Genomic DNA, 24,138 nt, shown 5'->3' with positions numbered 1-24,138 from the left:
CCCGGGGAGGCGTTACGCGCGCGGGACGCGGACCACGCCCTCCTGGATGACGGTCACCGCCAGGCGGCCGTCCTGCGTCCAGATCCTGGCCTGTCCCAGGCCGCGTCCGGCGGCCGCCGACGGGGACTCCTGGTCGTACAGCAGCCACTCGTCGGCACGGAACGGCCGGTGGAACCACATCGCGTGGTCCAGGGAGGCGCCCACCACGTCGCCGACCGCCCAGCCGCCCCGGCCGTGCGCGAGCAGCACCGAGTCGAGCAGGGTCATGTCCGAGACGTACGTGGCCAGGCAGATGTGCAGCAGGGGGTCGTCCACGAGCTTGCCCCGGGTGCGGAACCAGACCTGTGAGCGCGGCTCCGTCGGCCGGCCGACCGAACCCCAGGGCGGGGTGGTCGCGTACCGCAGGTCCACCGCGCCGCGCGCTTCGAGCAGCCGCTCGACGGTGCCGGGGTCGCGGAAGGCGTCCCGGTAGTGCGGCAGCGCCTCGGCCGCCGTGGGCAGGGACTCCGGGTCGGGTGCCGCGGGCATCGCGCCCTGGTGCTCCAACCCGTCCTCGTACTTCTGGAAGGACGCGGAGAGGTGGAAGATCGGCTGCCCGTGCTGGACCGCGACCACCCGGCGGGTGGTGAAGGAGCGCCCGTCGCGGATCCGGTCCACGGAGTAGACGATCGGCGCGCCCGAGTCGCCGGTGCGCAGGAAGTACGAGTGCAGCGAGTGCGGCAGCCGGTCGCCGGGCACCGTCCGGCCCGCGGCGACCAGTGCCTGCGCGGCGACCTGGCCGCCGAACACGCGCGGCACCAGGGAGGTCCGGCTGGTGCCGCGGAAGATGTTCTCCTCGATCTGCTCCAGGTCGAGCAGATCGAGGAGGTCGGCCAGGGCCGCGTCTTTTTCGAACTCGGCCAAGAGGGTTACAGGCCCATCGACTTGGCGATGATCGACTTCATGATCTCGCTGGTGCCGCCGTAGATGCGGTTGACGCGGTTGTCGGCGTACAGGCGGGCGATCGGGTACTCGTTCATGTAGCCGTAGCCGCCGTGCAGCTGGAGGCAGCGGTCGATCACGCGGTGCGCGACCTCGGTGCAGAACAGCTTCGCGGAAGCGGCCTCGGCGGGGGTCAGCTCGCCGGCGTCCAGGGCCTCCAGGGCGCGGTCCGCGACGGCCTGGGCGGCGTCCACCTCGGCCTGGCAGGCGGCCAGCTCGAACTTGGTGTTCTGGAAGTGGGCGACCGGCTTGCCGAAGACGGTGCGGTCGGTGACGTACTGCTGGGCGAACCGGACGGCCGCGGCGGCCTGGGCGTACGCGCCGAACGCGATGCCCCAGCGCTCGGAGGCCAGGTTGTGGCCGAGGTAGTAGAAGCCCTTGCCCTCCTCGCCGAGCAGGTCCTCGACCGGGACCTTGACGTCGACGAACGCCAGCTCGGCGGTGTCGGAGGTGCGCAGGCCCAGCTTGTCGAGCTTGCGGCCGATCGAGTAGCCCTCGGACTTGGTGTCCACGGCGAAGAGGGAGATGCCGAAGCGGCGGTCGTCCTCGCGCGGGGCGGCGGTGCGGGCGCAGACGATCACGCGGTCGGCGTGCACGCCGCCGGTGATGAAGGTCTTGGAGCCGTTGAGGACGTAGTGCGTGCCGTCCTCGGAGAGCTTGGCGGTGGTCTTCATGCCCGCGACGTCGGAACCGGTGCCCGGCTCGGTCATGGCCAGGGCCCACATCTCCTCACCGGAGACGAACTTCGGCAGGTAGCGCTTCTTCTGCTCGTCGTCGGCCAGCATCTTGATGTAGGGGAGGGCGAGCAGCACGTGCACACCGGAGCCGCCGAAGTTCACGCCCGCGCGGGAGGTCTCCTCGTACAGGACGGCCTCGAACTTGTGGGTGTCCAGGCCGGCGCCGCCGAACTCCTCGGGGACGTTGATGCCGAAGACGCCCAGCTCGCCGAGCTTGTAGTAGAAGTCGCGCGGGGCCTGGCCGGCCGCGAACCACTCGTCGTAGACGGGGACGACCTCGGCCTCTATGAAGGCACGGATGGTCTCGCGGAACGCCTCGTGGTCCTCGTTGAAAACGGTACGGCGCACAGCCGCCTCCTTGATCCTGTCGCCCGTCGCGCTGTCGCGCCGTGTCTAAGCGCTTGCTCAGACCCTCTAAGTTACCGGTGGGTTGGGCGGGCTGTCCAGAGAGGGGGAAGGGGTAGCGGGTGTGATGTCCGACGGCACACCGCCGCAGCGGTGCCCCGTCGGCCGTCCGGCGGCGGGGGCTACGTGCCGGAGATGCCGCCGGTCCACTGGCCGGCGGCGCCGCGCGTCAGGGTGCCGTTGCCCAGGACCTGCGTCCCGGGCAGGGCCGCCGTGCCGATGTCGCCCGCCGTGGCCGCACCGTTGTGGGAACCGACCGTGTTGTCGCGGCCGGCGTTGAACACGTCGCCGCCGGCCAGCTGGTTCAGGTCGCCGAAGACGATCGAGTACGTGTTGTCGATCGGCGCGTAGACGGTGAAGGCGTCGTCGGCCGAGGCGGCGGACGCGCCCGCCAGGACGATGCCACCGGAGGCGAGAGCGGTCAGGGCGAGGCGGACCGAGCGCACGGCTACTGCCTTTCAGGGTGGGGTGGGGTGCGGGGTGGGGCGGGGTGGGGCGGGGGATGCAGTGCGAACGCAGGCCGCCCCACGCCGCGCGGCAGCGACCCGCTGCGGTGCGGCCCGAGTCCGTCCTTGACGGCGCAGCCGCGGGACGCGGCCCGTCAGATTCCGGCGTCCCGGCGCAGGGCGAACCAGAGCTCCATCCGGGTGTCCGGGTCGTCGAGGTCGCGGCCGAGCAGGGACGCGGCGCGGGCGATGCGCTGGCGGACCGTGTTGCGGTGCACCCCCAGGGCCGCGGCGCTGCGGTCCCAGCTGCCGTGGTGCGACAGCCAGGCGCGCACGGTGTCGCGCAGGGCGGGGGAGAGCGGTCCCAGCAGGGCCTCCGCGTGGGCCCGGGCCTCGGCCTCGCCCACGAGGCCCGCGAGGCCGGGGTCGGCGTGCCGGGCCAGTGGGGCGCGGGCCGCCTCGGCGCGCTCCAGGGCGCGGCGGGCCTGTGCGTCGGCGGCGGCCAGGGCGTCGGGCCCGGCCGGTGCGCTGACACCCAGCCGCCATCCCGGCTGCGGTGCTGGGTCCCGGTCGGTCAGCAGCCGTACGGCCGGGCCGTGCGGGTCCAGCAGTACGGTGCCCAGCGCGGCGGCGAGGGCCTGCGGGTCGGTGCCACCCCGGGCGTGGACGGCGTACCAGGGCCCGGGTCCGCCCAGCGCGGCGGCGGGCGAGCCGCCCAGCAGCAGCCGGGCCAGCGCGGCGGCCTCGGCCCCGGCCGGCCGGTCGGCGGTGAGCAGGGCCAGCAGGACGGCGGCCACGGACGCGATCGTGTGGTCGCCGGGCGCCCGCCCGGCCGTGGCCACGCCCAGGGCCTGGCCGCCGCCGAGGGCGTAGGCGGAGAGCTGGACCCCGCCCGCGGTGGCGGTGGCCGTGGCGGCGGTGCCGGGGGCCACCCGGCCGGCCAGCGCGACCAGCGCCTCCACCGCCTCTCCACCGGGCACGGGCCCGGCGGAGACGGATACACGCCCCACCCCGCCCCCACCCCGCCCAGCAGCCTCTGCGGCCCGAGCGCCCCCTGCGGCCTGGCTAACCCCTGCGGACCCTGCACTCTCGACGGCCCCTGCGGCCCCGGTGGCCCCTGCCGGCCCGGCAGCGGACCCGGTGCCCCCTGCGGGCTCGGTGGGCCCTGCGGCCGTGGTGTCTGCGGCGGGGAGTGGTGGGGTCAGTACGGCGGCCCAGCCGTTCAGGCTCGATGCCAGGCGGCGCAGTACCGCCGGGACCGGGTCGGGGCGGGCGGCGGCCGCCGCCAGGGCCTGCTGGGCCTCGGTGACCCGGCGCAGCTCGCGGGTCCGCGCCTCGGCCATCAGGCGCCAGACCGCGCGGGCCACGGCCGTGAACCGGGTCTGCGGCGGGACCTCCAGCAGCGGCAGCCCGTGCCGGGCACTCGCCCGTACGAGTTCCGGGGGAACCTCCGCGTGCAGCGGCGCCACCCCGAACCCGAGCGCGGCCACCCCCGCCCCGACCAACCGCCGCACGTACGCATCGGCGGCCTCCTCGGCATCCCGGCCCCCCGAGCCGATCCCGGCGGCCAAGGCCTCGTGGGCGGCGGCGTCTGCCGTGCCTCTCGGTCCGGCCGCGCTGCCTGAGGCGGCCGTGACGTCCCCGACCTCGGGCGCGCTGCCGGCGTCGCCCGGCCCGGCGCCCGGGCCGCCCGCGTCGGCCTCGCCGGCCGGGGCCGGGCTGCGCCCGGTGTGGCCCTCGCCGGCCGGACCGGACGCCCCCACCGTCAGGCCCGCCCCCGCCGTGAGGAGCAGCTCGCCGCCCAGGAGATAAGGCGACGGGTCCGCCATCTCGGAGGCGTGCACCCCGTGCACCTCCACCCGTTCCGGCCCGGCGACGAGCCGCAGGTCCAGCGTCCGGTCCGCGAGCAGCGCCCCGAGCCCGACCGCGGGCGTGGGCGGGGTCGGGCCGTCGGCGCCGGCAGGCTTCGCCATGGATGCTCCGTACAGTTCGAGGGCGCTCGGTGGATAAAACGTACACTTCGCGCCCCCGCACCCGCCGCTTACGCTCGAAGGACCGCACCGTAGGACCACCAGAAGGGCACCCCCATGAGCACGCAGCCGCGCGGCCCCGTCGACTCCTCCCGCATCCCGCGCTACGCGGGCCCGGCGACCTTCGCCCGGCTGCCCCGCCTGGACGAGGTCGGCTCGGCCGACGTCGCCGTCGTCGGCGTCCCGTTCGACTCCGGTGTCTCCTACCGCCCCGGCGCCCGCTTCGGCGGCAACGCCATCCGCGAGGCCTCCCGCCTGCTGCGCCCGTACAACCCGGCGCAGGACGCCTCTCCGTTCGCGCTCGCCCAGGTGGCGGACGCCGGCGACATCGCCGTGAACCCCTTCAACATCAACGAGGCCGTCGAGACGGTCGAGGCGGCCGCGGACGAGCTCCTCGGCGCCGGCTCCCGCCTGATGACCCTCGGCGGCGACCACACCATCGCCCTGCCGCTGCTGCGCTCGGTTGCGAAGAAGCACGGCCCGGTGGCGCTGCTGCACTTCGACGCCCACCTGGACACGTGGGACACGTACTTCGGCGCCGAGTACACGCACGGCACCCCGTTCCGCCGCGCCGTGGAGGAGGGCATCCTCGACACCGAGGCGCTGTCCCACGTCGGCACCCGCGGCCCGCTGTACGGCAAGCAGGACCTCGACGACGACGCCAAGATGGGCTTCGGCATCGTGACCTCGGCCGACGTCTACCGGCGCGGTGCCGACGAGGTCGCGGACCAGCTGCGCCAGCGCATCGGCGACCGTCCGCTGTACATCTCGATCGACATCGACGTGCTGGACCCGGCGCACGCGCCCGGCACCGGCACGCCGGAGGCGGGCGGCATGACCTCCCGCGAGCTGCTGGAGATCATCCGCGGCCTGTCCTCCTGCAACCTGGTCTCGGCGGACGTCGTCGAGGTCGCCCCGGCGTACGATCACGCCGAGATCACCTCGGTCGCGGCCTCGCACACCGCGTACGAGCTGACGACCATCATGAGCCGCCAGATCGCCGCCGCGAAGAAGGCGTAGCAGTACCTCAGAAGGGCGAGTAAGCGCACGTGACGCACGACCACGACCTGGTACTCCGTCCCACCGACGCCCAGCGGGCGGCCGCCCTCGCGCCGCCGCCGGGGCGGACGGGCGGGGACCTGGTCGTGGAGACGCTCCGCGGCCTCGGCGCGACCACGGTCTTCGGTCTGCCGGGGCAGCACGCACTCGCCCTCTTCGACGCGGTCGGCCGCTCCGACCTGCGGCTGATCGGGCTGCGTACGGAGAACAACGCGGGCTTCGCCGCCGACGCGTACGGCCGCATCACGGGCGAGGCCGTCCCCCTGCTGCTCTCGACCGGACCGGGCGCCCTGATGGCGCTGCCGGCCCTGGCGGAGGCGGCCGCCGCCTCGGCCCCCGTCCTCGCCATCGCCTCGCAGGTCCCGGTGGCGGGCCTGGGCGGCGGACGCCGGGGACACCTGCACGAACTGCGGGACCAGGCGGCGTCGTTCCGGGACGTGGTCAAGTCGGTCCACACGGCGCGCACGCCTTCGCAGATCCCCTCCGTGATCGCCGAGGCCTGGGAATCTGCGCTGACCGCTCCGCACGGCCCGGTCTGGGTCGAGATCCCGGAGGACGTCCTCCGCGCGGAAACGATGATCCCGCAGGTCACGGGTGTCGACGCGACCCCGCACGAGCTGGCCCCGCGCCCCGAGCTCACCGCGCTGGCGGCGCACTGGCTGGAGCGGGCCTCGCGTCCCGTGATCATCGCGGGCGGCGGGGTGGTCCGCTCGGACGCGGCGGGCAAGCTGCGGCAGCTGGCGGAGCGGCTGAACGCCCCGGTGGTCACCACGTTCGGCGGCAAGGGCGCCTTCCCGTGGACCCACCCGCTGTCCCTCCAGTCCTGGCTGGAGGACCGCCACATGACGGACTTCCTGGAGGACGCGGACGTCCTGCTGGTGGTGGGCTCGGGCCTGGGCGAACTGTCGTCGAACTACCACACGTTCCTCCCGACGGGCCGGGTCGTCCAGATCGAGGCGGACCTCGGCAAGCTGGAGTCCAACCACGCGGCCCTCGGCATCCACGCGGACGCCCGCCTGGCCCTGCAGGCCCTCCTGGAGACGGTCGGGGAACGCGAGGACCCGCAGGCGCCGGAACGCGTCCGCCTGCTCCTGTCGCAGATCGAGGCCCGCCTGTCGGCGCAGGACGTGACGCTGGAGCGCGAGCTCCTCACCTCGATCCGCGCGGCGCTCCCCGCCCGCTCCCCGTCCTTCTGGGACATGACGATCCTGTCCTACTGGGCCTGGTCGGCGTTCGACGCGAAGCACCCCAACACGATGCACTCGGCGCAGGGCGCCGGCGGCCTCGGCTACGCCTTCCCGGCGGCCCTCGGCGCCTGCGTCGCGGAACCGGGCACCCCGGTCCTGGCGGTCTCGGGCGACGGCGGCGCGATGTACTCGATCGCGGACCTGGCGACGGCTAAGCAGCACGACCTGGACGTCACCTGGCTGATCGTGGACGACGGCGGCTACGGCATCCTGCGCGAGTACATGACGGACTCCTTCGAGGGCCGCACGACGGCCACCGAACTCACCCGCCCCGACTTCGCCGCCCTGGCCGAATCCTTCGGTGTCCCGGCAACGACGACGACCCCGCAAACCCTCCGCGAGGACCTGAAGAAGTCCCTGACCACCCCGGGCCCCACCGTCCTGGTCCTCCCGGCCACCCTGAAAATGTTCGCCCCGACCCACCTGCCATGACCGCGCCCTTCCTTTCGGTGCTCGGTGCGCCTCACGCACCGCCGCCGGGTGCGGGAAACTCCGCCCAGACCGTCTTGCCGATGCCGTGGGCGCGGGGCTCGACGCCCCAGCGGGCGGCCACGGCGGTGACGACGGCGAGGCCGCGCCCGTCCTCGCCGTCAGGCCGGTCCGTCCGCGGTTCCAGATCCTCCCAGGGTCCGGCGTCGGCGACCTCGACGCGCAGGCACATGCCGCCCCACAGCGCCTTGACCCCGATCTCGCGGCCCCGGGGTGCGCGAGCGTGCCGCACGGCGTTGGTGACCAGCTCCGACAGCGCCAGCTCGGCCGCCTCGGCGACCTGCGGGGCGACGCCCCAGCAACGGGCCTGCACCCGGAAGAAGGCGCGCGCCCAGCCGGGGGTTCGCGGGGTTCGGGGCAGGAGCCAGAAGGCGTCGAGCTGCTGCAGAAGGGGTGGTTCCACCGGGCACCTCACATCTCTAGAGATGTGTCGAGTTAAGCGGTGACGGCGTCTACCGTCAACTCTTCTCTAGAGATGTTCTCTCGTGATTCACGCTGCACGAGCCCTGCCGTATTTCACGCCTACGATGTCTAGAGATGATCAGGAGGACGTATGTCGAGTGACGGCTCCGGGCGGCAGCCCAAGTACCGGCGGATCGCCGCAGAGCTGAAGGCCGCCATCCGGTCCGGCAGGTACGGGCCCGGCGACCGTCTGCCCGGCGAGAACGACCTGATGGCCGCCCACGGCGTCGCTCGTATGACCGCGCGTCAAGCGCTCGGCGTGCTGCAGACCGAGGGACTTGCCGAGGCCCGCAAGGGGGCCGGGGTCTTCGTACGCGAGTTCCGGCTGATCCGGCGTCGGGGAATCCAGCGGCTGGCTGCCGACGTCTGGGGTCAAGGAAGGTCCATCTGGGCCGCCGACACGGAGGATCGTGAGCCCGTTGTCGAGTTCCTCTCCGTCGCCGACGAGCAGGCTCCGTCGGCAATCGCTGCGGTCCTCGGCCTCGCCGAGGGCGCTCGTGCGTGTGTCCGCCGCCGAAGGTTTCTGCTCGACGGCAAGCCGGTCATGCTCGCCACCTCCTATCTGGACGCCGCCCTCACCGCCGGCACCGCCATCGCCGAGCCCGACTCCGGCCCCGGCGGCATCTACGCCCGCCTGGCGGACCTCGGCCGCAAGCCGGTGCGGTTCCGCGAGGAGGTCCGCTCCCGGATGCCCGCGCCGGAGGAGGCCGACCGGCTCGGCCTCACGTCCGGGACCCCGGTGGTGCTCGTCTGCCGTACCGCCTACACCGCTGATGGCCACGCGGTCGAGGTCAACGAGATGACCCTCGACGCCTCTGCCTACGTACTGGAGTACGAGTTCGACGCCCCGTAGCCGGGCCCGTACGCCGGTCCGAATTGTTGCGGCGGGATGAAATCCGCCGGTCGGGGCGTTGGGGGAGGCGGCAGGACAGGACCAACGGGGAGGCGTCACGTGGCGGCGGCAGAGAAGGCAGCGGGCGGAAAACAGGGCTGGGCCAGGCGGCTCACCGCCTACACCTGGCGGTACCGGGCCAACGTGCTGCTCGCGCTCGGGTCCTCGCTGGCCGGCATGGCCGTCATGGCGCTCGTGCCGCTGGTCACCAAGGTCATCATCGACGACGTCATCGGCGACCACAGCAAACCCATGGGTGTCTGGGCCGGGATGCTCATAGGCGCCGCCGTCCTCGTGTACGTCCTGACGTACATACGCAGGTACTACGGCGGCCGCCTCGCGCTCGACGTCCAGCACGACCTGCGCACCGACATGTACGACACCATCGCCCGCCTCGACGGGCGCCGCCAGGACGAGCTGTCCACCGGACAGGTCGTCGGACGGGCCACCAGCGACCTCCAGCTCATCCAGGGTCTGCTCTTCATGCTCCCGATGACCATCGGGAACTTCCTCCTCTTCGGGATATCCCTCGGCATCATGCTGTGGCTGTCCCCGCTGCTGACCCTCGTCGCGCTGCTCATGGCACCCGCCCTCTGGTTCATCGCCAAGCGCAGCCGCAAGAGGCTCTTCCCCGCCACCTGGTGGGCCCAGGGCCAGGCCGCCGCCGTCGCCACCGTCGTCGACGGGGCCGTCACCGGCGTCCGCGTCGTCAAGGGCTTCGGGCAGGAGGAGCAGGAGACCGGCAAGCTGCGCAGCGCCGGGCGCAGACTGTTCGCCGGGCGGATGCGGACCATCCGGCTCAACTCGCGCTACACCCCCGCGCTGCAGGCCGTTCCCGCCCTCGGGCAGGTCGCCATGCTGGCCCTCGGCGGCTGGATGGCCACCAACGGGCACATCACCCTCGGCACCTTCGTCGCGTTCTCCACCTACCTCGCCCAGCTCGTCGGCCCCGTCCGCATGCTCGCCATGGTCCTCACGGTCGGCCAGCAGGCCCGCGCCGGCGTCGAGCGGGTCTTCGAGCTCATCGACACCGAGCCCGTCATCGAGGAGGGCACGCACGTCCTGCCCGCCGACGCCCCCGCCACCGTCGAGTTCGACGGCGTCGCCTTCGGATACGACCCCCAGCGTCCCGTGCTCGACGGGTTCTCGCTCTCCATCGCCGAGGGCGAGACCGTCGCCGTCGTCGGTGCCTCCGGCTCCGGCAAGTCCACCGTCTCGCTCCTGCTGCCGCGCTTCTACGACGCCGACCGGGGCACCGTCCGCGTCGGCGGCCACGACGTGCGCGAACTGACCTACGAATCGCTGCGCGCCGCCATCGGACTCGTACCGGAGGACTCCTTCCTCTTCTCCGACACCATCCGCGCCAACATCGCCTTCGGGCAGCCCGACGCCGGCGACGCACAGATCGAGGCCGCCGCCCGCGCCGCCCAGGCCGAAGGGTTCATCCGGGCCCTGCCCGCCGGGTACGACACCAAGGTCGGCGAACAGGGCCTGACCCTCTCCGGCGGCCAGCGCCAGCGCATCGCACTGGCCCGCGCCATCCTCACCGACCCCCGGCTGCTGCTCCTCGACGACGCCACCTCCGCAGTCGACGCCCGCGTCGAGCACGAGATCCACGAGGCGCTGCGCACCGTCATGGCGGGGCGCACCACCCTCCTCATCGCCCACCGCCGCTCCACCCTCGCACTGGCCGACCGGATCGCCGTGCTCGACCGCGGGCGGCTCTCCGACATCGGTACGCACGAGGAGCTGGAGCGCAGGTCGCCGCTGTACCGGCGGCTGCTGACCGACCCGGACGCACTCGGCGCCGGCTCGCCGCGCACCCCCGAGGCGCCCGCGATGGCCGAGTTCGAGCGGGACATCGAAGGCAGGCTCGAACGGGACATCGAGCTCGAAGCCGAGATCGACTCCGAGCCCGTCAACGCCAAGCGCCGCGTCGTGGACGGGGTGACCCCCGAGCTCTGGCGCCGCCAGGAGGAAGAGGGGGAAGAGGAGTCCGCCGCCTCCCCCGCCGCCGGGACCGGCGCCCCCGGCGCCGGTCACTCCATGGCCGGCGCCGTCGCCGGAATGCCGGCGACCCCCGAGCTGCTCGCCCAGGTGGCCGCACTGCCGCCCGCCGACGACGAACCCGCCGTGGACGAGGACCGCGCGGCGGCCGCCGAAGAGAGCTACAACCTGCGCAGGCTGCTCCAGGGCTTCTGGGCGCCGCTCGCCGTCAGCCTCGCCCTCGTCGCCGTCGACGCCGGCTCCGGGCTGCTGCTGCCCATCCTGATCCGGCACGGCATCGACAAGGGCGTCGAACAGGCCGCCCTCGGCGCCGTCTGGGTGGCCGCCGCTCTCGCGCTCGCCGTGGTGGCCGCCCAGTGGGCCGCGCAGTTCGCCGAGACGCGGATGACCGGACGCACCGGCGAGCGCGTCCTGTACGCCCTGCGCGTCAAGATCTTCGCCCAGCTCCAGCGCCTCGGACTCGACTACTACGAGCGCGAGCTGACCGGCAAGATCATGACCCGGATGACCACCGACGTGGACGCCCTCTCAAGCTTCCTGCAGACCGGGCTCGTCACCGCCGTCGTCTCCGTCTTCACCTTCTTCGGCATCCTGATCGCCCTGCTCGTCCTCGACGTCGAGCTCGCGCTGATCGTGTTCGCGACCCTCCCGCTGCTGGTGGTCGGCACGATCGTGTTCCGCCGCAAGTCGGTCGCCGCGTACGAGCTGGCCCGCGACCGGGTCAGCCTGGTCAACGCCGACCTCCAGGAGTCCGTCTCCGGACTGCGCATCGTCCAGGCCTTCCGACGTCAGGGCGCCGGGGCCGCCCGCTTCGCGGAGCGCAGCGACTCGTACCGCCAGGCACGTGTGCGCGGCCAGTGGCTGATATCCGTCTACTTCCCCTTCGTGCAGCTGCTGTCCTCCGGGGCCGCGGCCGCCGTGCTGGTCGTCGGCGCGGGTCGGGTGGGCGCAGGCAGCCTGACCACCGGTGCGCTCGTGGCGTACCTGCTGTACATCGACCTGTTCTTCGCCCCTGTCCAGCAGCTCTCTCAGGTCTTCGACGGCTACCAGCAGGCCACCGTCTCCCTCGGCCGGATCCAGGGCCTGCTGCGCGAGCCCACCAGCACCCCGCGGGCCACGGCGCCGCGCGAGGTCGGGGAGCTGCGCGGGGAGATCGCCTTCGAGGACGTCCGGTTCGCGTACGGCACCGCCGAGGAGCGCGGGGAGAAGGGCGACGCGCTGGCCGGGATCAGCCTCCGGATACCCGCCGGCCAGACCGTCGCCTTCGTCGGCGAGACCGGCGCGGGCAAGTCCACGCTGGTCAAGCTCGTGGCCCGGTTCTACGACCCGACCTCGGGGCGGGTCACCGCCGACGGGGCCGACCTGCGCGAGCTCGACCTGACGCAGTACCGCCACCGGCTCGGGGTCGTCCCGCAGGAGCCGTACCTCTTCCCCGGGACGGTCCGCGACGCCATCGCGTACGGGCGGCCCGAGGCGGCCGACGCCGAGGTGGAGGCGGCGGCCCGCGCGGTCGGCGCCCACGACATGATCGCCACCCTCGAGGGCGGCTACCTGCACACCGTCGCCGAGCGCGGCCGCAACCTCTCGGCCGGCCAGCGCCAGCTGATCGCGCTGGCCCGCGCCGAACTCGTCGACCCGGACGTCCTGCTGCTCGACGAGGCCACGGCCGCGCTCGACCTGGCCACCGAGGCCCAGGTCAACCAGGCCACCGACCGGCTCGCCGGCAAGCGCACCACCCTCGTGGTGGCGCACCGGCTGACCACGGCCGCGCGCGCCGACCGGGTCGTGGTCATGGACCGCGGGCGGGTCGTCGAGGACGGCACCCACGCCGAACTCGTGGCCCGCGGCGGCCGCTACGCCGAACTGTGGCGCACCTTCGTGGGCGAGGACGAACCGGCCGCAGCCGTCTAGCTCGTGTCGTCAAGGTCCCGTCTGGCCGGCAGGGCCTTGACGGCACTCCCTGGGCCGGCGGGGCCCGGCCCGCGGTCCGGGCAGGAAGGTGTGGCGCGCAACCTTCCGGCGCGTCCACGCGTCGTACGTGCGTACGTGTCACGTACGACCGATCGGGGGGCAACGTGGGGTACGGGCGGAAGGGGCGCGGCCGGGGGGCCGCGTCGGCAGGGGCTCTCGCGCTGGTGCTGTGCGTCGGCGGCCTGTTCGCGGCGCCGTCGGCGCAGGCGGCGACCGGTGGCTGCGCCGGCGACCTGGTCAGGACGCTGCCCCTGCCGACGGGCGAGGTGCGGGTCTACAAGAGCCGTACCCAGGCCTGCGCGGTGACGGTCGCCGGCGATCCGGGGCGGCGCCGGCCGATGGCGGTGAGCATCCAGCCGCGCGGCGGGGTGCCCGTCGGCGACTCGGGGCAATTCACCCGGTACGCCGGTCCCGTCACCGTCGGAGCGATCAGCCGCTGCGTGTATGTAAAGGGGAGCATCGAGTCCGGATCTGTCGATTCCGGCTGGATTCTGTGCTGAACGAGCGGCCCAACTAGGTCTATTCAGTGGCGCGTTGGCCCGGCTAGGTTCACGTTCGACCGAAGTGAACTCAAGGGGAGGGTGAATGCGCAAGACGCTCGGCTGGCTGCTGTCGCTCGTGGTGCTGATCGGCACCATGGGCGCAGCCGGCTTCACGGCCCAGGCGGCCACCGCCGCAGGGCCGTCCGCCGCGACGGACATCAAGGACGAGATCCTCGCCATTGCGGGGATGAGTCTGATCGAGGAGAAGGAGTACCCCGGGTACCGCTTCTTCGTACTGAACTACGAGCAGCCGGTCGACCACCGGAACCCGTCGAAGGGCACCTTCAAGCAGCGCTTCACCCTGCTGCACAAGGACGTCTCCCGGCCCACGGTCTTCTACACCTCCGGCTACAACGTCAACACCAGCCCGCGCCGCAGCGAGCCCACGACGATCGTCGACGGCAACCAGGTGTCGCTGGAGTACCGGTTCTTCACGCCCTCCCGGCCCGACCCGGCCAACTGGGGGAACCTGGACATCTGGCAGGCCGCCAGCGACCAGCACCGCCTCTACACCGCCCTGAAGAAGGTCTACAAGAAGAACTGGCTGGCCACGGGCGGCAGCAAGGGCGGTATGACGGCGACGTACTACGAGCGCTACTACCCCCGTGACATGGACGGGGTCGTCGCGTACGTCGCGCCCAACGACGTCGTCAACGACGAGGACTCGGCGTACGACCGGTTCTTCACCAAGGTCGGCACCAAGGAGTGCCGCGACAAGCTGAACGCGGTGCAGCGCGAGGCGCTCGTACGCCGTGAGCCGCTGGAGGCCAAGTACGCGGCCGCCGCCGCCGCGAACGGCTGGACCTTCACCACCGTCGGCAGCCTGGACAAGGCCTACGAGGCCGTGGTGCTCGACTACGTCTGGGCGTTCTGGCAGTACAGCCTGCTGGCCGACTGCGCCTCCGTCCCGGTCGCCGCGACCGCGAGCGACCAGGAGATCTGGGACTCGGTCGACACGATCTCCGGCTTCTCGGCCTACGCCGACCAGGGACTGGAGACGTACACGCCGTACTACTACCAGGCGGGTACGCAGCTCGGTTCGCCCGACATCAAGCAGCCGCACCTCAAGGGCCTGAGCCGCTACGGCTACCAGCCGCCGCGCACCTTCGTGCCCCGCGACATCCCGATGACCTTCCAGCCGGGGGTCATGGCGGACGTGGACAACTGGGTGAAGCGCAACGCCAACCAGATGCTGTTCGTGTACGGGCAGAACGACCCGTGGGGTGCCGAACCGTTCCACCTCGGCTACGGCGTGCGCGACAGCTACGTGATGATCGCGCCGGGCGCCAACCACGGGGCCAACGTCGCCAAGCTCCAGGACGGCGAGAAGGCGCTGGCCACGCAGAAGATCCTGCAGTGGGCCGGGGTCGCCCCCGCCGCCGCGCTCGCCGACGCGGGCCGGGCGACGCCGCTGGCGAAGCCCGACGCGGTGCTCGACCAGAAGGACCAGGAGCGCGAGCCGCAGCTGCGGCCGTAGCCCCCGGGCGGCTTTCCCGCCGCGGGCCGGCGTACGCGCGCTAGTCGTACGCCAGCCCGTGGCCCAGCGGGTAGCGGCCCGGCACCGGGACCGGGAGGCGGCCCGTGGGCCGTACCGCACCGGTGACCACCCGGGCCGCCGCCCGCATCTCCACGTCCGTCCAGGTGTACGTCGCCAGCTCCGCCGCGCAGCCGGGCAGCCGCGCGGGGTCGTACGGATTGCGGATCGCCACCACGACCACCGGCACCCCGGTGGCCAGCAGCTCCGTGACCAGCGTGCGCTGCGGACCGTCCCCCTCCGGGACGTTGTACGTGCACACCAGCACCGCCGCGTTGCCGGCGGCCGCGGCCACCGCCCGGGCGGGCGGCACGGCCGTCGCACGGCAGCCCAGGGCGGTCAGCTCCCGGGCCAGTACCACCGTAGGGGGGCCCGTCGTACCGCTGGGGGAGGCCGGGTCGGTCCCGGTGACCAGGACCTTCGGCGCCGTCGCCGGGTCCAGTGGCAGCAGCTTCACGGGATTGGCCAGCAGGGTCGTCGTGCCCGCCGCGATCTCGTCGGCGGCGCTCAGGTGCGCCGGGATCCCCACCAGGGCGCCCACCTGCCCCGCGACGGTGTGCGCGGCGTCGAACAGACCCCGGCGGGCCTTCAGTTCGAGGATCCGCAGCACCGACTCCTCGATCCGCTCCTGCGTCAGCTCGCCCGCCTCGACGGCCGCGATCACGCTGCGGTGCGCGAGTCCCAGGTCCGGCGGGTTGAGCAGCTGGTCGCAGCCCGCCTTCAGGGCCAGGACCGGGACCCGGTCGTCCCCGTACTTCTGGCGGACCCCGGCCATGTCCAGGGCGTCGGTGACCACCACCCCCCGGAAGCCCAGGCGTTCGCGCAGGATGCCCGTCACGATCGGCCCGGAGAGGGTCGCCGGGTCCCCCGAGGGGTCGAGCGCGGGGAAGACGATGTGCGCCGTCATCACGGCGTCCACGCCCGCCGCCACCGCCGCCCGGAACGGCGGCTCGTCCAGCTCCTCCCACTGGGCTCGGCTGTGCCGCATCACCGGGAGTCCGACGTGGCTGTCGGTCTCGGTGTCCCCGTGGCCGGGGAAGTGCTTGGCGGTGGCCGCCACCCCGGCGCCCTGGTAGCCGCGGACCTGCGCGGCGACCAGGGCCGCCACCGCCTGTGGGTCGGAGCCGAAGGAGCGTACGCCGATCACCGGATTGGCCGGGTTCACGTTCACGTCGGCCACCGGCGCGTAGTCCTGCCGGATGCCCATCGCGGCCAGCTCGGCCCCGGCGATGCGCGCGGCGCGGCGGGCCTCGGCGATGCCGGCGGAATCGGCGCCGCCCTTGCCGGACGCATCCGGGCCGGCCGCATTGCCGGCGGCGGAGCCGGTGCCCGCGGGGCCGGCGCCGGCGGCCGCGGAGGTGGCGTTCGCCGCCGGGCCCCCGGCCGGCGCTCCGTGCCGCGCCCCCAGGGCCATCGCCCCCGGCAGCAGCGTCGCCGGCTTGCCGATGCGCGCCACCGCGCCGTGCTCCTGGTCCGTGGAGAGCATCAGCGGGACGCCGGAACCGGAGCCGGCGGCGGTCCGCTGGAGCGCGGCCGACAGCTCGGCGATCTGCTGCGGGTCACGGGTGTTGTGCGCCCAGGAGAAGTAGATGATCCCGCCGAGGTGGTAGCGGGCGACCAGCTCCGCGGCCGTGCGCACCCCGAACAGCTTCAGGTTCTCATCGGCGTCCGCCGGGTCGGGATCGGTCGCCGAATGGCCGTACGCGCGGGACACGAAGAGCTGCCCGACCTTCTCGGCCAGGCTCATCCCGGCCACCAGGCGGCGCAGCGCTGCCCGGTCCGGCGCCGGACCGGGCGGCCGGTCGCCGGGGCGCGCATCGTCGGGGCGGGGCCCGCCGTGCGGGTGGCCCGGACCGCCGCCCACGGCGTACGAGGCCAGCCCGGCGGCCGTGACGGCGGCCATGGCGGCCGTGGTGAGCAGGGACCTGCGGGAGGCGTCGTACGGCACGCCCGGACCCTACTGCCGGGCCGCGTCCCCGCCGCCGCGGACACTCGGGAGGTCCCCCGGAAGGGGGGCCGCGTACGCCCAGTGCTCCTGCAGGGCCCGTACGGCCTCGGTGATCGCCGGCCGGCGGGCCGCCCCCGTCCGCCACAGGGCGTACAACCTGCGTACGGGGCCGGGTTCCAGCGGCACGGCCACCGCGCCCGGCGGCAGCGCCCCGGTGCCCAGCCGGGGTACGACGGCCACCCCGAGCCCGGCGGCGACCAGCGCGACGATGGTGTGGTTCTCCTCGGCCACGTGGGCAATGTCGGGCTCGAACCCGGCGGTGCGCAGCGTCCGCACCAGCCAGTCGTGGCAGACCCGGCCGGGCGGCTGGCAGACCCAGCGCTGGCCGCCGAGGTCGGCCCTGCGGATGACCGCCCGCTCCGTGAACGGGTGGCCCTGCGGCACCACCAGATCGCAGCGGTCGTCCCCGATGACCGCCTGTTCGATGCCCTCGGGAGCCGGCAGCGGGGCGATGTCCCAGTCGTGGGCCACGGCGAGATCGGTGACCCCCCGGGCCACCAGGTCCACCGACAGGTGCGGGTCCACCTCCGTGAGGCGTACGTCCAGCGCGGGATGCCGGCGTGCGAGACCGGCGAGCACCCCCGGCAGCAGGCCGCGTGCCGCCGAGGCGAACGCGGCCACCGTCAGCAGCCCGCTCGGCTGCCCGCGCCGCTCCTCCAGGGTGGTCTCGGCGCGCTCCACGATCGCCAGCAACTGCTGCGCGGTCTCGGCGAGGTGCCGGGCCTCCTCGGTGAGCGCGACCCCGCGCCCGCGCCGCTCCAGCAGCGTGGTCCGGGTCTCCCGCTCCAGCTTGGCGATCTGCTGGGACACGGCGGAGGGGGTGTAGCCGAGGGCGGCCGCCGCGCCCGCGACCGAGCCGTGGACGGAGACGGCGTGCAGGGCGCGCAGCCGGGAGAGGTCGAGCATGCGGCCCATCGTAGGCACCGCCGGACCACAGGTCACCCGTAAGCAGCGCTTCATCCATCCCGGAAGGAATCCGCGCTGGTGCTACATGGTCGCCGCGTCGATGCTCGAAGCATGCGTCCCGTTCACACTGCACTCGCCGTACTCGTCGCCGCCGTCTGGGGCTTCAACTTCGTCGTGATCGAGATCGGTCTCGGTCACTTCCCGCCGCTGCTCCTGTCCGCCCTGCGCTTCCTCGTCGCCGCACTGCCCGCCGTGTTCTTCGTCGGGCGGCCGAAGACCGCCTGGAAATGGATCGTCGCCGTCGGAGTGGCCCTCGGCGTCGCCAAGTTCGGCCTCCTCTTCACCGGCATGGCGGCCGGGATGCCGGCCGGACTGTCCTCCCTCGTGCTCCAGGTCCAGGCCGTCTTCACCGCCGTCCTGGCCTCCATCGTCCTGCGTGAGCGGCCCGGCCGGGTCCGGATGGCCGGCATGGCGGTGGCGCTGGCCGGGATCGCCGTCGCCGCCGTGGACGAGGGCGCCTCAGGGCCGGTGCTCGGCTTCACCCTGGTCGTCGCGGCCGCGGCCTGCTGGGGCGTGTCCAACGTGCTGACGCGGAAGGCGTCCCCGCCCGACGCGCTGAACTTCATGGTCTGGGTGTGCACCGTCCCCGTGCTGCCGCTGTTCGCGCTGTCGCTGCTGCTGGAGGGGCCCGAGCGGGACCTGGCCGCGCTGCGCGGGCTGGACTGGGCCGGGGCCGCGGTCATCGGATACGTCGCCTGGGTGTCCACCGTGTTCGGGTTCGGCGCCTGGAACCACCTGCTCAAGCGCTACCCGGCCTCGTCGGTCGCGCCGTTCTCGCTGCTGGTGCCGGTGTTCGGGATGTCCTCGGCCGCGCTGGTCCTGGGCGAGGGGATCTCGGGGCTGCGGTGGGTGGCGGCGCTGCTGCTGGTCTGCGGGGTGGGCATGACGTCCCTGGCCCCCGCCCGCGCGGGCACCCGTACGGTGGCCCAGGGCGGCGCGGCCGCGGTCAGTGCGGGGAACCCTCCTGCAGCGGCAGCCGCCAGTCCTGCCCCGTGAGCGTGACGCCGTACGAGCGGTGCGGACGCTCGGCGACCAGGACGAACCCGGCGCGCAGGTAGAGGGAACGGGCCGAGGTCAGCACGTCGTTGGTCCACAGCACCAGCTCGCGGTAGCCGACGGAGCGGGCGAAGGCGACGACCGTGTCGACCAGGAGCGCGCCGATGCCGTGCCCGCGGCCCTGAGGCTCGACCAGGAGCAGCCGCAGCCGCGCCGTGCCGGGCGAGCCGTCCTCGCGGACGCACATCACCGAGCCGACCGGGCGGCCGTCCAGCTCGGCGATCCAGACCCGCTCCAGATACGGGTCGTGGTCCTCGGCGAAGTCCGCGACGATCCGGGCCACCAGGCCCTCGAAGTCCGTGTTCCAGCCGTACTCGGCGGCGTAGAGCGCGCCGTGCCGCTGCACGATCCAGCCCAGGTCTCCGGGCTCCGGGTCCCGCAGCCGTACCGGGGCGGAGGGGTTGTCGGCGGGGGGCTCCATGGCGCCCGAGGATAGCGCGGCGCGGGGCGGCGCGGCGGCGGCCTCACGTGGCTCGCGCCCCGGCCGCGCGCTCCGCCGTACGGGTGACCGGGGCCGGGGCCGGGTCCGGCGGGGCCGCCGGGCAGGCGGGCCGGGGTCGGGGGAGCGGGGCGGGGCCGGACGGGGCCGCCGGGCAGGGCCGGGAGGGGGCCGGCGGGGCGAGGGACCGGGGGCGAGGGTCCGGGGGTGAGGGTCCGCAGGGGCGGGGGCCCGGGTGGGCGAGGTCGGCCCGCAGTGGGCGAGGCCGGCCCGCTACTTCTTGCCGCCGCCCAGGATCTGGCCGAGCAGGTCGCCGAGTCCACCGCCCGCCGCCGGGGTGGCGCCGGGTGCCGCGGTTCCGTCGCCGCCGCCCCGGCCGGGGGCTCCCTGGCCGGCGGCCGCCCGCTTGGCGAAGACCGCCAGCAGCACCGGGATCAGCAGTTCGATGACGCGGCTGACGGTGGCCACCGGGACGCCGGTCTTCTTGGACACCGCCGCGGCGACCGGCTTGCTCACCTTCGCGAGCACCCCGGCCATCAGACCGCTGGCGAGCAGGCCTCCGCCGAGCGTCGCCGCACCCTTCAGCGGGGGCTCGGCCACCTCGGCCAGGGCCTCGCGGACCTCGTCGCCTTCGGCGTCCCCGGCCCCGGCCTTCTCCTGGAGGCCACCGGTCATGGCGCCGACCGTGGTCGCGACGGTCTCGCGCGCTCCCGCGGCGTCGGTGCCGAGCAGGCCGGCGATCTCGGTCAGCCCGTCCGGACCGAGCTCACCGAGCACATCCTCCTGGAACGAAGATTCACTCATGCCGGAAACGCTACTTCTGCGGTGGTTCGACGGCACCTCGGATGGACGCCTGGGGCTCCTGAGGTAATAGAAACGTAAAGTTCCGATTCCGGGTGCAACCCCCGGGCGGGGCAGCGGGTCGTATGGTGCGTCGGCACTTCCGGGGAGGGATCTGGGGGGATCGGGAAGTCCGGCACGGGAGGGGTAACCGTGAGGGGGTCCGGCCGCGAGGCCGGACCCCCTTTCGTTTCTCTCCGCACCCGGATCCCGCCGGATCCGCGCCCGGGTTTTCCACAGGCCTGACGGGCTGTCGGCGCCGGGCTGTAGCTTCGTGCCATGACGGGCAACGGGGCGGTGCAACAGGCAGTGGTCGAGGGGGTGCTGGAGCGCATCACCTACGCGAACGAGGAAAGCGGGTACACGGTCGCCCGGGTCGACACCGGGCGCGGCAGCGGCGACCTGCTCACGGTCGTCGGCTCCCTGCTCGGGGCGCAGCCCGGCGAATCGCTGCGCATGGAGGGCCGTTGGGGATCCCACCCCCAGTACGGCAAGCAGTTCACGGTCGAGAACTACCGCACGGTGCTCCCCGCGACCATCCAGGGCATCCGGCGCTACCTCGGCTCGGGCCTGATCAAGGGCATCGGCCCGAAGATCGCCGACCGGATCGTGGAGCACTTCGGCACCGACACCCTCGACGTCATCGAGGCCGAGCCGAAGCGGCTGATCGAGGTGCCCGGGCTCGGCCCCAAGCGGACCAGGCTGATCGGCGCCGCCTGGGAGGAGCAGAAGGCGATCAAGGAGGTCATGGTCTTCCTCCAGGGCGTCGGCGTCTCCACCTCCATCGCGGTCCGGATCTACAAGAAGTACGCCGACGCCTCCATCTCGGTGGTCAGGAACCAGCCGTACCGGCTCGCCGCCGACGTGTGGGGCATCGGCTTCCTCACCGCCGACCGCATCGCACAGGCCGTCGGCATCCCGCACGACAGCCCCGAGCGGGTCAGGGCCGGGCTCCAGTACGCCCTGTCCCAGTCCACCGACCAGGGCCACTGCTTCCTGCCCGAGGAACGGCTGATCGCCGACGGGGTCAAGCTGCTCCAGGTGGACACCGGCCTCGTCATCGAATGCCTGGCCGAGCTCGCCGCCGATCCGGAGGGCGTGGTGCGGGAGCCCGTGCCCGATCCGGAGGGCGGGCCGCCGCTGACCGCCGTGTACCTGGTGCCCTTCCACCGGGCCGAGCTCTCGCTGGTCGGGCAGGTGCGCAGGCTCCTGAACGCCGAGGAGGACCGGATGCCCGGCTTCCGGGACGTGGACTGGGACAAGGCGCTGGGCTGGCTCGCCGGGCGCACCGGAGCCAAGCTGGCCCCCGAACAGCGGGACGCCGTCCGGCTGGCGCTGACCCGGCGGGTGGCCGTCCTGACGGGCGGGCCGGGCTGCGGGAAGTCCTTCACCGTCCGCTCGATCGTGGAGCTGGCCCGGGCGAAGAAGGCCAAGGTGGTGCTCGCCGCGCCCACCGGGCGCGCCGCGAAACGGCTCGCGGAACTCACCGGGGCCGAGGCCTCGACCGTGCACCGGCTGCTGGAACTCAAACCGGGCGGGGACGCGGCGTACGACCGGGAGCGTCCGCTGGACGCGGACCTGGTGGTCGTCGACGAGGCCTCGATGCTGGACCTGCTGCTGGCGAACAAGCTGGTCAAGGCGGTGGCGCCGGGCGCCCACCTGCTGCTCGTCGGCGATGTGGACCAGCTTCCGTCGGTCGGCGCCGGGGAGGTGCTGCGGGACCTGCTGGCCGAGGGCGGCCCGGTGCCCGCGGTCCGGCTGACCCGGATCTTCCGGCAGGCCCAGCAGTCGGGCGTGGTCACCAACGCCCACCGGATCAACACCGGACTGCCGCCGCTCACCGACGGGCTGCCGGACTTCTTCCTCTTCCCGGAGGAGGACACCGAGGAGGCGGGCCGGCTCGCCGTGGACGTGGCCGCCCGGCGGATTCCGGCCCGGTTCGGGCTGGACCCGCGCCGCGACGTCCAGGTCCTCGCGCCGATGCACCGCGGCCCGGCCGGCGCCGGAAACCTCAACGGGCTGCTCCAGCAGGCGATCACTCCGGCCCGGCCGGGTCTCGCCGAGAAGCGGTTCGGCGGCCGCGTCTTCCGGGTCGGCGACAAGGTCACCCAGATCCGGAACAACTACGAGAAGGGCGCCAACGGCGTCTTCAACGGCACGGTCGGCGTGGTCACCGCCCTCGACACGGAGGAGCAGCGGCTGACGGTGCGGACGGAGGAGGATGAGGAGGTGGCCTACGAGTTCGCCGAGCTGGACGAGCTGGCGCACGCGTACGCCGTCACGATCCACCGCTCCCAGGGAAGTGAATATCCGGCGGTGGTGATCCCCGTCACCACCGGCGCTTGGATGATGCTCCAGCGCAACTTGCTCTACACGGCGGTGACCAGGGCGAAGAAACTCGTCGTGCTGGTCGGGTCACGCAAGGCCCTCGCCCAAGCCGTGCGTACCGTTTCCGCAGGCAGGAGGCATACGGCGGTCGCGGCCAGACTGTCCGGCCGGATACCGGTGGGAAACATCACCTAAATGATCGATCATTTGGGGTTCCCGCACCGGTGCGGAGGGGGCAGGATGAGCAGGTTGAAGGCACTCAGTGCCGTCAAAAGGACCAAAGGCCGACCCCGAGTGCACTCTCCTGCGCCAAATGGGGGAAGGTAGAGGCAGTCAGGGCACCTCGAAGAAGAGGCACTACGTCGGTGAGGGATGACGTGAGCGACAACTCTGTAGTACTCCGGTACGCGGACGGTGAATACACCTACCCGGTGGTCGAAAGCACCGTCGGTGACCAGGGCTTCGACATCTCGAAGCTGAGGGCCCAGACCGGGCTCGTCACCTTGGACAGCGGCTACGGCAACACCGCTGCCTACAAGTCCGCGATCACCTACCTCGACGGTGAGCAGGGCATCCTGCGCTACCGCGGTTACCCGATCGAGCAGCTGGCCGAGCGTTCGACCTTCATCGAGGTCGCGTACCTGCTGATCAACGGTGAGCTGCCGACCGTCGACCAGCTCGCGTCGTTCCGCAACGAGATCACCCAGCACACGCTGCTGCACGAGGACGTCAAGCGGTTCTACGACGGCTTCCCGCGCGACGCGCACCCGATGGCGATGCTGTCCTCCGTGGTCAGCGCGCTGTCCACCTTCTACCAGGACAGCCACAACCCGTTCGACGAGAAGCAGCGCCACCTCTCGACGATCCGCCTGCTGGCCAAGCTCCCGACCATCGCGGCGTACGCGTACAAGAAGTCGGTCGGCCACCCGGTGGTCTACCCGCGCAACGACCTCGGCTACGTCGAGAACTTCCTGCGCATGACCTTCTCCGTGCCGGCCCAGGAGTACGACCTGGACCCGGTCGTGGTCTCGGCGCTCGACAAGCTGCTGATCCTGCACGCGGACCACGAGCAGAACTGCTCGACCTCCACCGTCCGCCTGGTCGGCTCCTCGCAGGCGAACATGTTCGCCTCGATCTCCGCCGGCATCTCGGCCCTGTGGGGCCCGCTGCACGGTGGCGCCAACCAGTCCGTTCTGGAGATGCTGGAAGGCATCAAGAACGACGGCGGCGACGTCGACGCCTTCATCCGCAAGGTGAAGAACAAGGAAGACGGCGTCCGCCTCATGGGCTTCGGACACCGCGTCTACAAGAGCTTCGACCCGCGCGCCACGATCATCAAGGCGGCGGCGCACGACGTCCTCTCGGCGCTCGGCAAGAGCGACGAGCTGCTCGACATCGCGCTCAAGCTGGAAGAGCACGCGCTGGCCGACGAGTACTTCGTCTCGCGCAACCTCTACCCGAACGTGGACTTCTACACCGGCCTGATCTACCGGGCCATGGGCTTCCCGACCGAGATGTTCACCGTGCTCTTCGCGCTCGGCCGCCTTCCCGGCTGGATCGCCCAGTGGCACGAGATGATCAAGGAGCCGGGTTCCCGCATCGGCCGTCCGCGCCAGATCTACACCGGCGAGGTCCTGCGCGACTTCGTCCCGGTCGAGGCCCGCTGACCCGTGTCTCACCCGGAAGCCCGCTGACCCGA

General features: G+C 73.0%; 17 protein-coding genes and 1 pseudogene. 9 read left to right on the top strand and 9 right to left on the bottom strand.

Annotation, left to right across the window (positions count from 1 at the left end):
* Positions 1-12: 12 nt before the first annotated feature.
* The 4 genes from tesB to ACIPK4_RS03075 form a co-directional block, all read right to left on the bottom strand.
* A complete protein-coding gene (tesB, locus tag ACIPK4_RS03090; RefSeq protein ID WP_402308890.1) occupies positions 13-903 on the bottom strand; it encodes an acyl-CoA thioesterase II in 891 nt (296 codons plus the stop codon).
* A 5-nt stretch (positions 904-908) separates the two neighbouring features.
* Complete coding sequence (locus ACIPK4_RS03085; protein WP_030297823.1) at positions 909-2,066, bottom strand: acyl-CoA dehydrogenase family protein; 1,158 nt, start codon at positions 2,064-2,066, stop codon at positions 909-911.
* A gap of 179 nt (positions 2,067-2,245) precedes the next feature.
* Entirely contained in the window at positions 2,246-2,569 is a 324-nt protein-coding gene (locus ACIPK4_RS03080; protein ID WP_402308888.1) for a hypothetical protein, read from the bottom strand.
* Positions 2,570-2,724: 155 nt separating this feature from the next.
* Positions 2,725-4,542: a PucR family transcriptional regulator gene (locus ACIPK4_RS03075; protein WP_402308886.1), complete on the bottom strand. Its 1,818-nt coding sequence runs from the start codon at positions 4,540-4,542 to the stop codon at positions 2,725-2,727.
* Between the two features lie 114 nt (positions 4,543-4,656).
* Here ACIPK4_RS03075 and speB point away from each other — a divergent pair, with 114 nt between their 5' ends.
* Both speB and ACIPK4_RS03065 read left to right on the top strand, forming a co-directional pair.
* A complete protein-coding gene (gene speB, locus ACIPK4_RS03070) occupies positions 4,657-5,619 on the top strand; it encodes an agmatinase (RefSeq protein WP_119096088.1) in 963 nt (320 codons plus the stop codon).
* A 29-nt stretch (positions 5,620-5,648) separates the two neighbouring features.
* Positions 5,649-7,337 carry a thiamine pyrophosphate-binding protein gene (locus ACIPK4_RS03065; protein ID WP_402308883.1) on the top strand — a complete coding sequence of 563 codons (1,689 nt, stop codon included), beginning with the start codon at positions 5,649-5,651 and terminating at the stop codon, positions 7,335-7,337.
* 31 nt (positions 7,338-7,368) lie between these two features.
* Here the strand turns inward: ACIPK4_RS03065 and ACIPK4_RS03060 are convergent, their stop codons facing one another.
* Positions 7,369-7,797: an ATP-binding protein gene (locus ACIPK4_RS03060; protein ID WP_402308881.1), complete on the bottom strand. Its 429-nt coding sequence runs from the start codon at positions 7,795-7,797 to the stop codon at positions 7,369-7,371.
* 150 nt (positions 7,798-7,947) lie between these two features.
* Between ACIPK4_RS03060 and ACIPK4_RS03055 the strand changes: the two genes are divergently transcribed.
* The 4 genes from ACIPK4_RS03055 (at position 7,948) to ACIPK4_RS03040 (ending at position 14,745) form a co-directional block, all read left to right on the top strand.
* Positions 7,948-8,709 carry a GntR family transcriptional regulator gene (locus ACIPK4_RS03055; protein ID WP_402308879.1) on the top strand — a complete coding sequence of 254 codons (762 nt, stop codon included), beginning with the start codon at positions 7,948-7,950 and terminating at the stop codon, positions 8,707-8,709.
* A 99-nt stretch (positions 8,710-8,808) separates the two neighbouring features.
* Positions 8,809-12,666 (top strand): ABC transporter ATP-binding protein, encoded by a 3,858-nt coding sequence (locus ACIPK4_RS03050; protein ID WP_402308877.1) that lies wholly within the window; start codon positions 8,809-8,811, stop codon positions 12,664-12,666.
* 164 nt (positions 12,667-12,830) lie between these two features.
* Positions 12,831-13,226: a hypothetical protein gene (locus tag ACIPK4_RS03045; protein WP_402308874.1), complete on the top strand. Its 396-nt coding sequence runs from the start codon at positions 12,831-12,833 to the stop codon at positions 13,224-13,226.
* 85 nt (positions 13,227-13,311) lie between these two features.
* Positions 13,312-14,745 (top strand): S28 family serine protease, encoded by a 1,434-nt coding sequence (locus ACIPK4_RS03040; RefSeq protein ID WP_402308870.1) that lies wholly within the window; start codon positions 13,312-13,314, stop codon positions 14,743-14,745.
* 40 nt (positions 14,746-14,785) lie between these two features.
* Here the strand turns inward: ACIPK4_RS03040 and ACIPK4_RS03035 are convergent, their stop codons facing one another.
* Positions 14,786-16,705 carry a glycoside hydrolase family 3 protein gene (locus tag ACIPK4_RS03035; RefSeq protein ID WP_402309072.1) on the bottom strand — a complete coding sequence of 640 codons (1,920 nt, stop codon included), beginning with the start codon at positions 16,703-16,705 and terminating at the stop codon, positions 14,786-14,788.
* Positions 16,706-16,759: 54 nt separating this feature from the next.
* On the bottom strand, positions 16,760-17,716 hold the full coding sequence (locus ACIPK4_RS03030) for a LysR family transcriptional regulator (RefSeq protein ID WP_402308868.1): 957 nt from the start codon (positions 17,714-17,716) through the stop codon (positions 16,760-16,762).
* A gap of 111 nt (positions 17,717-17,827) precedes the next feature.
* Between ACIPK4_RS03030 and ACIPK4_RS03025 the strand changes: the two genes are divergently transcribed.
* Positions 17,828-18,772: an EamA family transporter gene (locus ACIPK4_RS03025; protein ID WP_402308866.1), complete on the top strand. Its 945-nt coding sequence runs from the start codon at positions 17,828-17,830 to the stop codon at positions 18,770-18,772.
* Here ACIPK4_RS03025 and ACIPK4_RS03020 read toward each other — a convergent pair.
* Positions 18,723-19,214: pseudogene (locus ACIPK4_RS03020) on the bottom strand (GNAT family N-acetyltransferase); the annotation flags it as partial. The gene ACIPK4_RS03025 and the pseudogene ACIPK4_RS03020 sit on opposite strands and share 50 nt — an antisense overlap.
* A gap of 330 nt (positions 19,215-19,544) precedes the next feature.
* Positions 19,545-20,075, bottom strand: coding sequence for a DUF937 domain-containing protein (locus ACIPK4_RS03015; RefSeq protein WP_402308865.1), 531 nt, complete (start codon positions 20,073-20,075; stop codon positions 19,545-19,547).
* Positions 20,076-20,390: 315 nt separating this feature from the next.
* On the opposite strand from ACIPK4_RS03015, the gene ACIPK4_RS03010 reads away from it, so the two are divergent.
* Both ACIPK4_RS03010 and ACIPK4_RS03005 read left to right on the top strand, forming a co-directional pair.
* Positions 20,391-22,634, top strand: a complete 2,244-nt coding sequence (locus ACIPK4_RS03010) for an ATP-dependent RecD-like DNA helicase (RefSeq protein WP_402308864.1) — start codon at positions 20,391-20,393, stop codon at positions 22,632-22,634.
* 182 nt (positions 22,635-22,816) lie between these two features.
* Entirely contained in the window at positions 22,817-24,106 is a 1,290-nt protein-coding gene (locus ACIPK4_RS03005) for a citrate synthase (RefSeq protein WP_054220810.1), read from the top strand.
* The last annotated feature ends 32 nt before the right edge of the window (positions 24,107-24,138 follow it).

The organism is Streptomyces sp. NPDC086989, from assembly GCF_044745505.1.
Taxonomy (GTDB): Bacteria; Actinomycetota; Actinomycetes; order Streptomycetales; family Streptomycetaceae; genus Streptomyces.
Note: the sequence above shows the minus strand (reverse complement) of the source record. Positions and strands in the feature narration are given on the sequence as shown.

Excerpts from the sequence above, each read along its gene's own strand:
- ACIPK4_RS03040 (WP_402308870.1), top strand. The coding sequence starts at position 13,312 with ATGCGCAAGACGCTCGGCTGGCTGCTGTCGCTCGTGGTGCTGATCGGC.
- ACIPK4_RS03075 (WP_402308886.1), bottom strand. The coding sequence starts at position 4,542 with ATGGCGAAGCCTGCCGGCGCCGACGGCCCGACCCCGCCCACGCCCGCG.
- ACIPK4_RS03035 (WP_402309072.1), bottom strand. The coding sequence starts at position 16,705 with ATGGCCGCCGTCACGGCCGCCGGGCTGGCCTCGTACGCCGTGGGCGGC.
- ACIPK4_RS03025 (WP_402308866.1), top strand. The coding sequence starts at position 17,828 with ATGCGTCCCGTTCACACTGCACTCGCCGTACTCGTCGCCGCCGTCTGG.
- ACIPK4_RS03030 (WP_402308868.1), bottom strand. The coding sequence starts at position 17,716 with ATGCTCGACCTCTCCCGGCTGCGCGCCCTGCACGCCGTCTCCGTCCAC.
- ACIPK4_RS03010 (WP_402308864.1), top strand. The coding sequence starts at position 20,391 with ATGACGGGCAACGGGGCGGTGCAACAGGCAGTGGTCGAGGGGGTGCTG.
- ACIPK4_RS03015 (WP_402308865.1), bottom strand. The coding sequence starts at position 20,075 with ATGAGTGAATCTTCGTTCCAGGAGGATGTGCTCGGTGAGCTCGGTCCG.
- ACIPK4_RS03055 (WP_402308879.1), top strand. The coding sequence starts at position 7,948 with ATGTCGAGTGACGGCTCCGGGCGGCAGCCCAAGTACCGGCGGATCGCC.
- speB (WP_119096088.1), top strand. The coding sequence starts at position 4,657 with ATGAGCACGCAGCCGCGCGGCCCCGTCGACTCCTCCCGCATCCCGCGC.